This window comes from Nostoc sp. UIC 10890, from assembly GCF_054786515.1.
In genome coordinates this window covers 6,494,282-6,508,009 of the sequence record NZ_JBSGKF010000001.1, presented here as the reverse complement: position 1 = coordinate 6,508,009, position 13,728 = coordinate 6,494,282, and the positions used below count along the sequence as shown (strand labels likewise).

Here is a 13,728-nt window from a genome sequence, read left to right as displayed (position 1 = left end):
CGTTATAACTTCTGGTTGATTTTGACAATTAAGTGATTTGTAACAGTGGTAGTGCTGCTACTCTTATACACTGGTTCTTTCCTTTTTCACGCAATACTCCCGCGCTTTCTGGCTTCTTTGTAAGAAGTTCCCACATTTTTCAAACCAGCTTTAATCATTTGTTGTTCGAGAAGGGCAAAGAAACGCGCTCTGTCGCCACCTTTTACCACTGCTTGATTATGGGCTTCTGCGATCGCTACAGGATAGCCATATCCTTTTTGAACTTGTGCTAACATCAGTCCCAGTGATTGGTCTAGCATGGTTGCATTCTGGGCTACCCATGCCGGAACTTCGATTCGAGCGATTTCAGTGCCAACGTGGACGTAGCAAAAGTAAATGGTTTGATCGCCGTAAAGTTCGAGAATGGGGGAATTACTCCGCCACAGGGTACTGCGTTGTCCTGGTTTGAGTCGGGTTGCCCAAACTGAAGTATCTCGCAATTGTTCAAAAATTTTACAAGGTACTTTTTCTAGCTGATTTGGGCAATGACTTTTACAGTCTGGCACTGGATGGGGACAAGCTAATAACCGTAAAAAGTTCATTGTTTCGATGCTGCGAGAGGCGCTAAGATAGCCCATCAACGGAATTTTAGCATCACGCATTTGCTGCCAAGCTTCTAGGATGGGGGGTAAAATGCGATCGCGTGCATCCATCGGCAACTGTTCTAAAAACCAGTAAATTAGCGAACCATCTACCATCGCCAGCGCTGGAGTTTCCCCTTGCGCTGCACCACATGCAAGTTCTGCTAACACTGTTGTTTCGGAAGCAGTGCGGCGAAAACTCATCCATTCCTCAGTTCTAATTCCCCACTGCCGAGACATATATAAATCTTCTGGGCGGTAAAATACTTCTGGCAAACTATCGAGTAGCGGATGGCGATTTTGTCCGTAGTGCAAGACAACTCTGCCGATATTTAAGAGATAACAGTAAGCAATTTCGTGATGGTTGGGGGCAATTTGGGAACCATCGGTAGCGATGACAGTATGGATTTTTGGAGGAACTGAGATATCAATGCAGGTTTCTAGCGGTTCAATTGGGGTAGCATTAGCGAAGAGAATGCGATCGCGCCATTTTTCCTGGCGATCGATTAAATCTTGTTGACACTCGTAAGCATTTTTTAAATGTTGTTGCGCCAATTCTAAACGCTGGCGACTAGCAGCAGCTTCTAATGTTAGATGCTGACTTAAACCCTGCATTTGTCGCGCTAGTTTTGTTAGATCAAGCATAAAAGTAAGTACTAAGTTAGGAGTTAGAAGTTAGAAGTTAGGAGTTTTCCTAATTACTTATTATTTACCTACATCTTTTAAATATGTCACTTCGCTGCAATTCTCCCAGTAAATTAAAATAATTACGTTAGCGTCGAGGTAGCAAGTCTGCTAGCGTCATTATGAATTACGAATTATTGAAGAAAGGCAGAAGACAGTTCTTGCAGGAGGCAGGAGAAAGAAAATATTGTTTTGCCCTCTGTGACAGGGTTTAGAGCAAGTAAATTTATTTATGGGGATTCCTCCTGCCTCCTGCCTCCTTAATTAAAGCCAAGCCGAGAAATCTTTGGCAAACTGAGAAATTGATAACAACTGAATTCGCGGATCATTTTGTGCAGCTTCCCGTTCTGCTTGGGTATTATAGCCCCAGTCTGCAAGAAAAAGTTTCACATCCTCAAGGTCTGCTTGCTGTTGAACTAACTGTAATGTCTTGAGTCTATCTTCTACAAACCAGAGGCTCAGTGGCTTTTCTCCTGCTGACTGGATTAATTCTCGCAAAATTTCATATTTGGGACGCTTGACTTCTTTCCCAAAAATTGCTCCTGGTGGTAAATTCACCCCTTCTTGTTGCAACAATTCCTGGACAAAACGCCCTTCTTTAGTTGTCACAATGTATAGCTTAACTCCACTGTCAATAGTTAATTTAATTTTTTCTACTACAGCCGGATAAAATCTATGCAGACTCAGCCACCCATCTAAATCTGTAGTAATCCATTTATCTCTCTGGTTATCTAGTTTTGTGGCAATTTCTCTTGCTTGTAGCTTGTCATTTAACAAGAGTTGTGGGGCGATGGTTACCCATTCATGAAGAATCTTTTCGTCAGGAATTCCATCTACCAAGGCTTTAATTAAAACGGGCATTTCCCAACCCGTTTCAATAACAGGCCTTAGACGGTAGAATCTCAAAGCTAAATCATCTGCTGGTGTGTCGTTAGTAGGAGACCAAATTTCACAGTAGGTACGCCATGCTACCTCAAAATATTCAATTAATCCGTCGCAAATCACTCCATCAAAGTCCAGGGCTAAAATTTTGGGACTACTTGTGGTCATTGGTTTGAGAATGAAACTGCTCTTGTCAGCTTACCCGACAATTTTAAATCATGCAGTAATCTTTGTTAGTCTTTTATAATTTGCTTAAAAAGTATGGTGGCATTGTTCAATTTGATTTGATACTGCTAGGTTAAGGAGAATCTACGGCAGATTTGCGATCAACTAAACGAATTTGGTTTTACTTGACTACTACAGTGATTAGTGGCAGAGAACTTTTAGCTGGGACATGAATGACTCGACCCTGAAAATCTTATTGAGAGCCATGACTAGGACAAATAAAGTGATTATTTTCAAGATTTCACTCAACGAACAAGACTGTCTTTTCTCTCCTGTTGCGATCGCATTAGAATTTAATGTACATCTGTGCTGACAGTAGGTTCATTTTCGTAAAATTTACTTTTTTTAAGAGTTGTTCCTGAAAATTTAATTTTTAATTACTATTTGTTTCTGGAGTAAGAGGTTATTTCTCAAACTCAGAACTAGAATCTAACCTAAGAGATGTTCCTCGTAAAATCTATTCCAAATCTATTCTCAAACTCTCTCCAGGGAAAGAACTCTTTATACCTGAGATTTTTTAAGCTGTTATTAGTCAAGTCACATTTTTTAATACCTGAAAGAGCCATGAGTGATAATAAACAACAAAATCAAATTAATCAACCAGTAAGCGAAGATTGGGATTCTCGTGATGAGCCAAATGTGAAGGAAAGAAACTTAACCGCGAATCCGGGAGATAGAATTGCTGATGAGCCTCAATCAGTTGAAGAGAAGGCTGAACAGGTAGCTGTTGATGATGTACCAGACATTACAGGCGACAAAATCACAGTCCCAACTTACTTTGTTGTAGATGAACCCAATGGGGAAAAGAAGGCACTCCACCACGTTAAAGATGCTGAAGAGATTTCTGATGTAATTCGGGAAGCCCGAGTTGACGAAAATGGAAATCGAGTTTGGTGGTAGTTATTTATTGAAGATCCCAAGAGGCGGAGAAGTTATCAAATACTCTCTCCGTTTCTTTGTGTCTCCCACTCACTAGTTTTTTTTTGGTAAAGTTAGTCTATGAATTCACACAATTAGAATGTATGTGGAAATTCTCTCACCATGAAGAGTGATGGTAAATGTCATTTTTTTCCATAGCATGTGTATATCGATAATGACTTTCGATTGGTTAAGAGTCAACGAGAAGCTACACAGCGATCAAGTTATACAATTGTTGTTTGCAGACAGTTGAACTAACAATATTTATGAATCTTATGCCCTCAATACAACAGCAAGTTACTTCCAGCGACAGCTACAACTACCTGCTATTCTTACCTGATGGGCTACGCCTACGCAACGAAACACAACAGCCACTTTTACCAACAATCCTATTTTTACACGGTGCGGGTGAACGAGGTTCTGACTTAGATGACGTGAAAAAGCAAGGCGTTGCCCAGATTGTCGAGAAGCAGTCGGATTTTCCCTTTATTGTCATTTCTCCCCAATGTCCGCGCGGTGAACATTGGAATGTAGAAAGATTGAGCGCCCTTTTAGATGAGGTGATCTCATCCTATCCTGTTGATCCAGATCGGGTTTACTTGACCGGCTTAAGCATGGGTGGTTATGGAACATGGCATTTAGCAGCAGCGCAGCCCGAAAGATTTGCTGCGATCGCACCCATCTGTGGCGGTGGTAACCCACAAGCAGCACGTAAGTTGAAAAATCTTCCCGTGTGGGCATTTCACGGAGCAAAGGATAATGTCGTCCCCTTAAGCGAGTCTGAAATCATGGTTTCTGCACTCAAAGCCCGGAATGGGAATGTAAAATTTACAGTTTACCCGGAAGCCAATCATGACTCGTGGACGCAGACATATAACAATCCAGAACTTTATGACTGGTTTTTACAGCAACCACGGCAGCAGGCTGTAGGTTAAAGATATTTTTCTCTGCTGAAATACACCTAATTCTTTATTGACTGCAACTGCCGCCCTTAAGGAGGCAGGAGGTAATCCCCATAAATAAATTTAGGATTGCCAGCATTACGCAAAATTTTGCTAACCAAATTTTGGTATCAGATACAGATATACAATAATCCGACGTTATAACAGTATTTTTGCTGCATTGATGGCAAAAGGCTGTGAGTTGAATTTGCCAAGATTTACGGAAAGAATATTGGCACAACTTCAAGATATTTTCATGAAAAATATTTTTTAGCACCCAAAAATTAAAAGTTTTAAGAAGTCGTTACTTGTACCTTTGACATCAGAGTATATAGCTTCAATAATGTTCTTACGTAAAAATCCGTAGTCATATAGGATTCCTATTTGATTTTTGCTAAATATACTGAGAGCCAAAACCTGATCCGGCTATCTCTCGGTTAGCTTGGCTTTGACAAATCAAATGGGATCGCTATATAAACTGGCATTAATAGGGTTGCATTATGCTTTTCTCGAATTCAACAACCAGCTTAAAAACTCGCAAAAAAAATAATAAAAAAGGTACACTTTTTTGGACTCAAAGTAACATTTTCCTGATCACTGGATATTTAATCACTCTACCGATTTGTACATTAATAACTTTATCCTTATTATTGCCCTTATTCACTGCTAGCTTATTCGCTCCCATTGGAAACTCGTACCACTCTACATCGATTCCTTGGATAGATGATGCATCTGAATGTGAATATACGGGGAGAAACTGGCGCGATCGCAAGTGTTGGGATAATGAACACAGTCCCATGTTCTGAATGCAATCTCCATTCAGAGACGATGGAAGGAAGAAAGTTAGAGTACCCAGCGCGGTACAGTCAAGAGAAGCTATTTGGACTGTATCGAGTTAAATGGCATCTGGATACAGCACTAGAGATCCTGGGAATGCTCTAAATCCTAGTTAGCCTTGTTAGTTAGTCCCCGACATCCTAAAAGCGGGGACTTTTTATATCTTAGTGTCCAGAGTTGTTAGAGTATTATTTGAGCGTTTAAGAGAGAGTGAAGGCTGAAAGTATTGATATTATGTCGATTTATCGTAATCTGCAAGAAACTCACTTAAATCGTGCCCGCGCCAGTCTTAGACAAGCGCTGTCTTGGTATGGATATCTTCGTAAGTCAGGACAGTTATCATCTAACCCAGAATTGGTAGGTTTGCTGAAACCAGAATTGGAAACTTTGAACACCACACTCAACAAACTGGATTCTAACGTCATTAGAATTGCCGTCTTTGGTTTGGTGAGTCGGGGAAAGTCAGCAGTTTTAAATGCCTTGCTGGGAGACAAGATTCTGCAAACTGGGCCTCTAAACGGTGTCACTCAATGGCCGCGTTCCGTCCGTTGGCAGCCCGGTGGTAAGGTAATTGTAGAGTTAATTGATACCCCCGGATTAGACGAAATTGAGGGTGAGTCACGGGCAGATATGGCACGTGAAGTAGTACATCAGGCGGATTTGATTTTGTTTGTCGTGTCTGGTGACATCACACGCACTGAGTATCAAGCACTGCTGGAATTGCGTAAATCACAAAAACCTTTGATTTTAGTGTTTAACAAAATAGACCTTTATCCAGACACAGATCAGGGAGCAATTTACCAAAATTTGCAACAACTGGGTGCGGGGAATCCTCAAGCGAAGCCTCTACTACCTGATGAAATTGTGATGGTGGCGGCGGAACCAGCAGCAATGGAAGTCCGGGTTGAGTGGCCTGATGGTCGTGTCAGTTATGAATGGGAGACACCACCACCGCAAGTAGAGGAACTCAAAGAGACAATTTTGAACATTCTGAATCGGGAAGGGCGATCGCTTCTCGCGTTGAATGCACTTATCCAAGCACGGGATGCAGAAGCCGCGATCGCTCAAAAAACCATCGACTTACGCGAACAAGAAGCCGAAGAAATCATTTGGCAATTTACCAAATACAAAGCTTTGGCAGTGGCTTTAAATCCCATCGCCTTCTTAGACATCCTTGGCGGAACTGTTGCCGATTTAGCTTTAATTCGCGCTCTAGCTAGATTGTATGGTTTACCAATGACTAGCTATGAAGCTGGGAAAATTTTAAAAACGATTTTATTTAGTTCTGGTGGCTTGCTACTGGGGGAATTAGGTAGCAGTTTTCTTTTAGGTTTAGGTAAAAGTACTGCTGCAATCACCAGTGGTGACAATCCCACCAATATTACTGCTTTTGCTGGTAGTGCGATCGCTCAAGCTGGTATTGCCGGTTATGGCGCATATTCCGTTGGCAAAGCCGCTCAGGTGTACCTCGAAAAAGGCTGCACTTGGGGACAGTTAGGCGCTAGCAGCGTCATTCAAGAAATTCTCTCTCAAGTTGACCAAAATACAATTCTGTATCGCTTGCGACAAGAGTTAGGCATAAAGTATTGAGAATGAATAAGAATTATTAAGCATTTGTTACCGTTTATAAGTGTTTATCAACTTCTATCAAACTCTTCTGACAATTGACTGACATTCCTAATTTGGGATGCAAGATTAAGGGGACAGGTTATAGGAAATAGAAACTATCCCCTATCCCAATACTTGTCGGTTAAGGGGAAAAGGGGAAGGGGAAAGGGGAAAGAAAAAACCTTTAACCTTTACCCTTTAACCTTTACCCCAAACCCAATTCCGAGTTAAAAATCCTTAACCGAGCAGTATTGTCCCCTATCCTCTAATATTTCTCTGTGTAAATTAAAGGTGAAATTATCATGACAACTACCCTAAAATTTGAAACTGCTGGGGCGGCAAATCTTGAAGAAGCCATTACTGAAGCCATTACCGAAGCCCGGACAACTTGTGAGCTAGATGGTAGTGATTCTGCTGGTTGTGCCGTAGCCTGGGACATTGTGGAAGAATTACAAGCTGAAAAAGCCGATCAACAGCAAGCAAAATCAAAGAAAACCTCTTTGGAAAATTACTGCGATCGCCATCCAGCTTCCGTAGAGTGCCTAATCTACGACCTTTAACTTTTCCGTAAATCAGTTGTTGCTGATTGCGTTATTTGCTTAATTGCCTCTAAATCAGGTGGTGGTGTTTCACTTTCCATTCCCAACCACAAAAGATATTCGATATTCCCAGCTGGGCCAGTGATCGGCGACCAAGTTAAGCCTTTGTATTTCCATCCTAATTCGTGGGCTGCTTGCAACACCTGGAAAATGGCATCAGCTTGGTCATTTGGATCGCGCACAACGCCTTTTTTACCCACACGGGATCTGCCGACTTCAAATTGTGGCTTGACTAACAATACAGCTTCTCGGTTAGCTTGAGTTAGTTGCCACAAAGCAGGCAGAATCTTAGTTAAAGAAATAAAGGATACATCCACCACCGCCAAATCAGGAACCAAGTCATCCTCACCATATAACTCATCCGGTCGTAGTTGCCGTAAATTGGTGCGTTCCCGCAAAATCACCCGCGGATCATTTCGCAATCGCCAGTCAACTTGCCCGTAACCGACATCAATACCGTAAACTTGTTTTGCTCCAGCTTGTAAGAGACAATCAGTAAAACCACCAGTAGAAATTCCACCATCTAAACAAATCCGCTCTGCTACGGGAATGGCAAATACTGACAAAGCTTTAGAGAGTTTTTCACCGCCTCTAGAAACAAAAGGCGATCGCTCTTTAATATTTATTTGAGCTGCAATATCAACTTCAGTACCAGGTTTATCAACTAACTGCTGATTAACAGTAACTTCCCCCGCCTGAATTAACCGCTGTGCTAAGGCGCGAGAAGAACATAAATTTAATTCTACTAATAGTGTATCGAGTCGCTGTTTAGCCAATTGGTACCAAATTCGTAAAGAATATATTGATTTAATGACAAGATATTTTACTAGAAACTGTCTCTATCCAGCCTTTTAACTATATCTTAATTACGAATTACGTTAGCGTAGCGGTAGCGACGGAGGAGCGTCATTACGAATTACGAATTAATATAACTAGACTCTCCTGGTAAGATTAAAGTCAAAGCACGATTGATAATTTCTTCTCGGTTAACCAGCTTTTCTAATTCTTGGGCTTCATAACGACCTTCTTCTACTTCTAAGGAAGCCTCATCAATGGCATTTAAATAGGCTTCTGCTAAGGTTTCTAATAATTCTTCTGGCGCGAGATAATAGCCTCCAGCTTTGCGCCGCTTGTTTTCCCGCTGAATTTCCCGAACCGAATTCCGAATTGAGACTTCCCAAGAGCGAGTAGTGCGATTTTCAGCTTGTTGTTTAATCAAATGCAACAGCAAAATCACTGCATAGCGACGAATCGTCTTGATTATGTCATTTCGGCTCATTTCCTCTAATTCTTCAACTATAATCAATGCTCCTTGAACATCGCCCTTAACAAGCAAGTCTTTCAGAGTTAATAATTCTTCCATAATCAGCGCCTCAAACATCGGCAACTTCTATTGTGGCTCATAGCGGTTCTAGTCCAGATAAGATAGGCTAATGCATTTCATCTAGGAGCGATCGCATTCCTTAGCCAGTCTCATTCAACTATCCAGCTTACAATAAACGCTAGAGGATTTTTTTCCTAACCAGTCGTCCAAGACTACGAAAGATTTATTATGCCATTACGACAACCTCGTTACAGCAAAGAAGAATTTGCTCGTCGCGGTGATGAAATCTACGACTCTCAAGTGCGCCCACAAGTCGAAGCAAATAATTATGGCAAAATTGTTGCAATCGACATCGAGACAGGTGGCTGGGAAATCGATACTGATGAAATCAATGCCTCGAAGCGTCTTGAAACTCGCTACCCAGATGCACAAATCTGGTTTGTGCGTGTTGGCTCTCGCTATGTCCGTCGGTTCGGGGCTGGTCGCATCCACAAAACAAAATGATTATTGGAAGTGTGAATGCTGACTACGAGCCAATTATCGTTCTACATAATGAGCAAATAAGCGGTTGAGAGCGACGATCGCAACTCAATGTATTATTCGAATAATTTCACGATACCGAGCTAGCTTATCCATCTGATAATCCTTTCTAGTTGCTCGTCAAAGACAATTAGGTTTATTCCTATACTATGAATACTATGAAGAATTAGCTGACCAAAGCGTTCAGAAAATATACCTTCGTAAACCCGCTTGGGAACGCCCTTTTCAACGCCTGGGAGGGTTCACAAAAAAGCGATCGCTCTTTTCCCAACACAGACAAAAGTGCGATCGCTATTTATAATTCTTGTGGGGCAGACACCTTGCCCACTTAAAATCTAAATATCTATCTCGCTCAACTCGCGTGTGATGTGATCAAATGGTTCATCTACAAAAGCAGTATTAACCACACCTGCTGCTGCTACTTGCTCCTTAATCAGATCCTTGAGAATCTGGATACCGCGAACAGTAGGCCCAATAGGCACTCCTAGAGAATTATAAGTTTCTCGCAGCCCTTGTAGCACACGCTCATCCAACACATTTGTATTTCCAGCAACCAACGCATAGGTAGCGTAGCGCAAGTAGTAGTCTAAATCCCGCAGACAAGCCGCATAACGACGAGTTGTATAAGAATTTCCACCAGGACGAATCAATTCTGGCAGTTCTTCATATAACTTCAAACCAGCTTGCTTGACAAGTGCAGCCGCATTAGTATTTATCGCCGCCGCCGCTTGTACTCGTGCTGTACCACTATCAAAGTAAGACTTCAGGCTATCGATCGCATTCCGGTCAAAATACCGACCAGCTAAGTCATAATTCTTAATTAAACTTGTTACCGCATCGCGCATTCCTTCTTCTCCCAATCATTGCTATTTATGGTTTGATATTTATTTGGCTGCACTTATGCACCAGTAAATTTTTGTGCTATTAAAAATAGATTCGGCACAAAAACGATCTATCCACTACATAAGGATTTTATGTCAAAGTTGACCCCTATATGATGAACTTTCCAGTTTTGTACAGATGATCGCTGAAAGGTTAATATAACCTGATAATCCAGATATCTGTAGTACAAGCTACAAAATCAGCTAATGTCTAGTATTTAAGATATTTCTGGTGTGTCACGGCCTGATTGAGATCAGCAGGGTTAGGATGCAATGTAAGATTCTGGTTGACTTTAGGAAATTGGTAGAGAAGGAGTAACAATGACAACACCACAAGAACTCTTGAAAAAAATTCAAGATGAAAAAATTCAGCTGATTGATCTCAAATTCATCGATACAGTAGGGACTTGGCAGCACCTCACACTGTACCAAAACCAAATCGATGAGACTGCATTCACTGATGGCGTAGCTTTTGACGGTTCCAGCATTCGGGGTTGGAAAGCGATCAATGAATCGGACATGACGATGGTACTCGACCCCAACACTGCTTGGATCGACCCATTTATGGAAGTCCCAACACTAAGTATAATTTGTAGTATTAAAGACCCCCGCACGGGTGAACCTTACAACCGTTGCCCACGCGTTATTGCCCAAAAAGCAATAGATTACCTGGTTTCCAGTGGTCTTGGTGATACAGCCTTCTTTGGCCCTGAAGCTGAGTTCTTTATCTTTGATAGTGCTAGGTTTGCCCAAACTGCTAACGAAGGTTATTACTTCTTAGACTCCGAAGAAGGTGCTTGGAATTCCGGTAAAGCTGGTACAGATGCAAAACCCAACTTGGGTTACAAACCACGCTTCAAAGAAGGTTACTTCCCAGTTGCACCAACGGATTCTTTCCAAGATATCCGTACAGAAATGCTGTTGACAATGGCAGAATTAGGTGTGCCCATTGAAAAGCATCACCACGAAGTAGCCACTGGTGGTCAGTGCGAACTAGGTTTCCGCTTTGGGAAGTTGATCGAAGCGGCTGACTGGTTGATGATTTACAAATATGTCATCAAGAACGTTGCCAAGAAATACGGCAAAACCGTCACCTTCATGCCAAAACCGATTTTTGGCGATAACGGTTCGGGAATGCACTGTCACCAGTCCATCTGGAAAGACGGACAACCTCTGTTTGCAGGTGATAAGTATGCTGGTTTGAGCGATATGGCGTTGTACTACATTGGTGGTCTTCTCAAACACGCACCAGCACTGTTGGCAATTACCAATCCTAGTACCAACTCATACAAGCGCTTAGTGCCTGGCTATGAAGCTCCTGTTAACTTGGCTTACTCCGAAGGAAACCGTTCTGCTTCTATCCGTATTCCTCTATCTGGTAAGAACCCCAAAGCAAAACGTTTGGAATTCCGTTGTCCAGATGCTACATCTAACCCCTACTTGGCATTTGCTGCAATGCTTTGTGCTGGTATCGATGGCATCAAGAACAAAATCCATCCTGGTGAACCCTTAGATAAAAATATCTATGAACTCTCTCCAGAGGAGCTTGCAAAGGTTCCCTCAACTCCAAGTTCTTTAGAACTGGCATTGCAAGCGCTAGAAAACGATCACGGCTTCTTGACAGAATCAGGCGTATTCACGGAAGACTTTATCGAAAATTGGATTGACTACAAGCTTAACGAAGCCAAGCAGTTACAGCTACGTCCTCATCCCTACGAGTTTTACCTCTACTACGATGCTTAATTAAGAGTCGTATCTAACTAAAAAGTAATAAGTTTTGCCACCCTAAAGTAAAGGGTGGCTTTTTTTCAGACTTGTCAGTTGAGACATTTACTCAAAAAATCCAGCTTAGAATTCCTGAAACTTAGCTCATGGAAGCGTGGCTGGGGCCATAAATCATTCTACTACTAGCATCTACCTTCCCTTGAATCGGGTTCCAGTAGTGAGATACTTCTTCAGGAAGACCAAGTTCTTGTGCTGCCCGCATCAGCATTGATTGTTGGCGATTCTTGACTTGTTGATGTTCACGCACCATTAATGCACGAGATTTATCTGCGATAGACATAACCATACTCCTTTCTATTTTGTGAATATATAATTTTTGTTCCTTCACATAACTAATATAACAAAAATTCTGTAACATAGGCTACTTTTTACAAAAATTTATATTTGTCTTTGTCCACAATATTAGGTATTTTTTCCCAAAAGCCGGGTAAACCTCACTCAATCCAGCTTCGATGACTAAAATATCGAGTTTTAATTTTGTCTAACGTGGTAACTTTTACCTTCCCAACAGTAGGTAATTTATTCGTTACAATTATTTACATAAAAGTTAAGTCATCAAAACTTGAGCTATTTTTATGCCTGACAGTTTAACTAAGCTGACTTATCAGACCTTTCAGCAGAGCAAAAATTACTTTGGTCTGGCTCACAAAATATTAAGTTCACGATTGAGGAACCTGGTGTATCCGACACTTGAAGAAAAGACCAAACCCATCCCAAATGAACTTTTATTAAAACTTCAACAGAGATTGAACCAGGTACTCGAAACAGACTGGCAAGATGCTCAAAAGGGTGTCTACCCCGAAAGCTTATTGTTTGACAACCCTTGGGATGACTTTTTCCGCTACTATCCTTTGGTATGGCTAGATTTTCCTCAAATCTGGGAACGAGTTAAACAACAGAATTACCAAGATTTTTCGCCCGAAATTGATACAGATAGTTATCCCAGCTACTATGTGCAGAACTTTCATCACCAAAGCAATGGCTATTTGAGTGACTTGTCAGCCAATTTATATGACTTACAAGTGGAAATTCTTTTTGGTGGGGCAGCTGATCCGATGCGGCGGCGAATTCTTGCTCCTCTCAAGGAAGGACTGAAAGCTTTTGAGTCGGTTTCACCAAAGCAAGTCCGTATTTTGGATGTAGCTTGTGGAACTGGACGGACTATGAAGTTGATTCGGGCAGCACTGCCTCAAGCTTCGCTGTTTGGTACAGATTTGTCACCAGCTTATTTGCGGAAAGCAAATGAACTACTATCCCAAATTCCGGGAGAATTGCCACAACTTTTACAAGCGAATGCTGAAGAGTTACCCTATCTAGATAACTATTTTCATGCTGTAACTTCTGTTTTTCTCTTTCATGAGTTACCAGCATCTGTACGTCAGACAGTCATTGAACAATGCTTTCGGGTAACAAAACCAGGTGGAGTCTTTATTATCTGTGACTCAATTCAGTTGAGTGATTCACCTGAGTTGGAATATATGATGGATTCTTTCCCCGAAACTTTCCATGAACCCTATTACGAGCATTACACCACTGATAACTTGATAGAACGTTTACAGAGAGTCGGCTTTGGGAATATTGAGATGCAAGTCCATTTTATGAGCAAGTATTTCATTGCTCATAAGCCAGCTTGAGATAAAACCTCTTTATTCCCTTTTCTTTAAGTAAAATTCATCTAAAAAGGCCAGATGCAAAATTTTGCATCTGGCCTTGGGTGTAGAATAATTAAAATGACTAAGATGATCTAGCAGATCCTTCTTAATATTTATTTTGTTGGGAGCTATCTGCGGGGAGAACGAACCGGAGTGCAAGAGTAGGTCAGGAATAGTAAGATTTGTTGCCAAGTGCAATAAACTTATATTACTTGTGCAAATCAATGCGCTA

The 13,728-nt window shown here is 41.4% G+C and carries 14 protein-coding genes; 8 read left to right on the top strand and 6 right to left on the bottom strand.

Translation table 11 applies throughout. The features are described 5' to 3' along the window. Positions 1-86: 86 nt before the first annotated feature. Together ACWATR_RS26855 and ACWATR_RS26850 are read right to left on the bottom strand one after the other, a co-directional pair. The gene (locus ACWATR_RS26855; RefSeq protein WP_460338994.1) at positions 87-1,265 is read right to left on the bottom strand and encodes a DNA double-strand break repair nuclease NurA; all 1,179 of its coding nucleotides are present in this window, start codon (positions 1,263-1,265) and stop codon (positions 87-89) included. Positions 1,266-1,568: 303 nt separating this feature from the next. Further along, positions 1,569-2,354, bottom strand: a complete 786-nt coding sequence (locus ACWATR_RS26850; RefSeq protein WP_460338992.1) for an HAD family hydrolase — start codon at positions 2,352-2,354, stop codon at positions 1,569-1,571. 621 nt (positions 2,355-2,975) lie between these two features. On the opposite strand from ACWATR_RS26850, the gene ACWATR_RS26845 reads away from it, so the two are divergent. The 5 genes from ACWATR_RS26845 (at position 2,976) to ACWATR_RS26825 (ending at position 7,275) form a co-directional block, all read left to right on the top strand. Beyond that, positions 2,976-3,311 carry a hypothetical protein gene (locus ACWATR_RS26845; RefSeq protein WP_181929165.1) on the top strand — a complete coding sequence of 112 codons (336 nt, stop codon included), beginning with the start codon at positions 2,976-2,978 and terminating at the stop codon, positions 3,309-3,311. A gap of 293 nt (positions 3,312-3,604) precedes the next feature. Then, positions 3,605-4,264: a carboxylesterase family protein gene (locus tag ACWATR_RS26840; protein ID WP_460338990.1), complete on the top strand. Its 660-nt coding sequence runs from the start codon at positions 3,605-3,607 to the stop codon at positions 4,262-4,264. Between the two features lie 729 nt (positions 4,265-4,993). After that, a complete protein-coding gene (locus ACWATR_RS26835) occupies positions 4,994-5,212 on the top strand; it encodes a hypothetical protein (protein WP_460338988.1) in 219 nt (72 codons plus the stop codon). A gap of 129 nt (positions 5,213-5,341) precedes the next feature. Further along, positions 5,342-6,697, top strand: coding sequence for a GTP-binding protein (locus tag ACWATR_RS26830; RefSeq protein ID WP_460338986.1), 1,356 nt, complete (start codon positions 5,342-5,344; stop codon positions 6,695-6,697). Between the two features lie 320 nt (positions 6,698-7,017). Continuing rightward, a complete protein-coding gene (locus ACWATR_RS26825; RefSeq protein WP_460338984.1) occupies positions 7,018-7,275 on the top strand; it encodes a CP12 domain-containing protein in 258 nt (85 codons plus the stop codon). Here ACWATR_RS26825 and ACWATR_RS26820 read toward each other — a convergent pair. Further along, complete coding sequence (locus tag ACWATR_RS26820) at positions 7,272-8,090, bottom strand: TlyA family RNA methyltransferase (protein ID WP_460338982.1); 819 nt, start codon at positions 8,088-8,090, stop codon at positions 7,272-7,274. The genes ACWATR_RS26825 and ACWATR_RS26820 overlap by 4 nt on opposite strands. Before the next feature lie 140 nt (positions 8,091-8,230). Continuing rightward, on the bottom strand, positions 8,231-8,677 hold the full coding sequence (locus ACWATR_RS26815) for a DUF29 family protein (RefSeq protein ID WP_460338980.1): 447 nt from the start codon (positions 8,675-8,677) through the stop codon (positions 8,231-8,233). A 189-nt stretch (positions 8,678-8,866) separates the two neighbouring features. Here ACWATR_RS26815 and ACWATR_RS26810 point away from each other — a divergent pair, with 189 nt between their 5' ends. Continuing rightward, entirely contained in the window at positions 8,867-9,142 is a 276-nt protein-coding gene (locus tag ACWATR_RS26810) for a hypothetical protein (RefSeq protein WP_460338978.1), read from the top strand. A 371-nt stretch (positions 9,143-9,513) separates the two neighbouring features. Here the strand turns inward: ACWATR_RS26810 and apcB are convergent, their stop codons facing one another. Beyond that, positions 9,514-10,023 carry an allophycocyanin subunit beta gene (apcB, locus tag ACWATR_RS26805; RefSeq protein ID WP_460338976.1) on the bottom strand — a complete coding sequence of 170 codons (510 nt, stop codon included), beginning with the start codon at positions 10,021-10,023 and terminating at the stop codon, positions 9,514-9,516. Between the two features lie 357 nt (positions 10,024-10,380). Here apcB and glnA point away from each other — a divergent pair, with 357 nt between their 5' ends. Beyond that, on the top strand, positions 10,381-11,802 hold the full coding sequence (gene glnA, locus ACWATR_RS26800) for a type I glutamate--ammonia ligase (protein WP_460338974.1): 1,422 nt from the start codon (positions 10,381-10,383) through the stop codon (positions 11,800-11,802). Positions 11,803-11,923: 121 nt separating this feature from the next. Here glnA and gifA read toward each other — a convergent pair whose 3' ends face one another. Further along, a complete protein-coding gene (gene gifA / locus ACWATR_RS26795; RefSeq protein WP_012411649.1) occupies positions 11,924-12,124 on the bottom strand; it encodes a glutamine synthetase inactivation factor IF7A in 201 nt (66 codons plus the stop codon). A gap of 295 nt (positions 12,125-12,419) precedes the next feature. On the opposite strand from gifA, the gene ACWATR_RS26790 reads away from it, so the two are divergent. Continuing rightward, positions 12,420-13,478, top strand: coding sequence for a class I SAM-dependent methyltransferase (locus ACWATR_RS26790; protein WP_460338971.1), 1,059 nt, complete (start codon positions 12,420-12,422; stop codon positions 13,476-13,478). The last annotated feature ends 250 nt before the right edge of the window (positions 13,479-13,728 follow it).

What these genes read in the sequence shown, in the direction of transcription:
- ACWATR_RS26855 (WP_460338994.1), bottom strand. Translation starts at nt 1,265, where the DNA reads ATGCTTGATCTAACAAAACTAGCGCGACAAATGCAGGGTTTAAGTCAG.
- ACWATR_RS26850 (WP_460338992.1), bottom strand. Translation starts at nt 2,354, where the DNA reads ATGACCACAAGTAGTCCCAAAATTTTAGCCCTGGACTTTGATGGAGTG.
- ACWATR_RS26845 (WP_181929165.1), top strand. Translation starts at nt 2,976, where the DNA reads ATGAGTGATAATAAACAACAAAATCAAATTAATCAACCAGTAAGCGAA.
- ACWATR_RS26840 (WP_460338990.1), top strand. Translation starts at nt 3,605, where the DNA reads ATGCCCTCAATACAACAGCAAGTTACTTCCAGCGACAGCTACAACTAC.
- ACWATR_RS26835 (WP_460338988.1), top strand. Translation starts at nt 4,994, where the DNA reads ATGATGCATCTGAATGTGAATATACGGGGAGAAACTGGCGCGATCGCA.
- ACWATR_RS26830 (WP_460338986.1), top strand. Translation starts at nt 5,342, where the DNA reads ATGTCGATTTATCGTAATCTGCAAGAAACTCACTTAAATCGTGCCCGC.
- ACWATR_RS26825 (WP_460338984.1), top strand. Translation starts at nt 7,018, where the DNA reads ATGACAACTACCCTAAAATTTGAAACTGCTGGGGCGGCAAATCTTGAA.
- ACWATR_RS26815 (WP_460338980.1), bottom strand. Translation starts at nt 8,677, where the DNA reads ATGGAAGAATTATTAACTCTGAAAGACTTGCTTGTTAAGGGCGATGTT.
- ACWATR_RS26810 (WP_460338978.1), top strand. Translation starts at nt 8,867, where the DNA reads ATGCCATTACGACAACCTCGTTACAGCAAAGAAGAATTTGCTCGTCGC.
- apcB (WP_460338976.1), bottom strand. Translation starts at nt 10,023, where the DNA reads ATGCGCGATGCGGTAACAAGTTTAATTAAGAATTATGACTTAGCTGGT.
- glnA (WP_460338974.1), top strand. Translation starts at nt 10,381, where the DNA reads ATGACAACACCACAAGAACTCTTGAAAAAAATTCAAGATGAAAAAATT.
- gifA (WP_012411649.1), bottom strand. Translation starts at nt 12,124, where the DNA reads ATGTCTATCGCAGATAAATCTCGTGCATTAATGGTGCGTGAACATCAA.
- ACWATR_RS26790 (WP_460338971.1), top strand. Translation starts at nt 12,420, where the DNA reads ATGCCTGACAGTTTAACTAAGCTGACTTATCAGACCTTTCAGCAGAGC.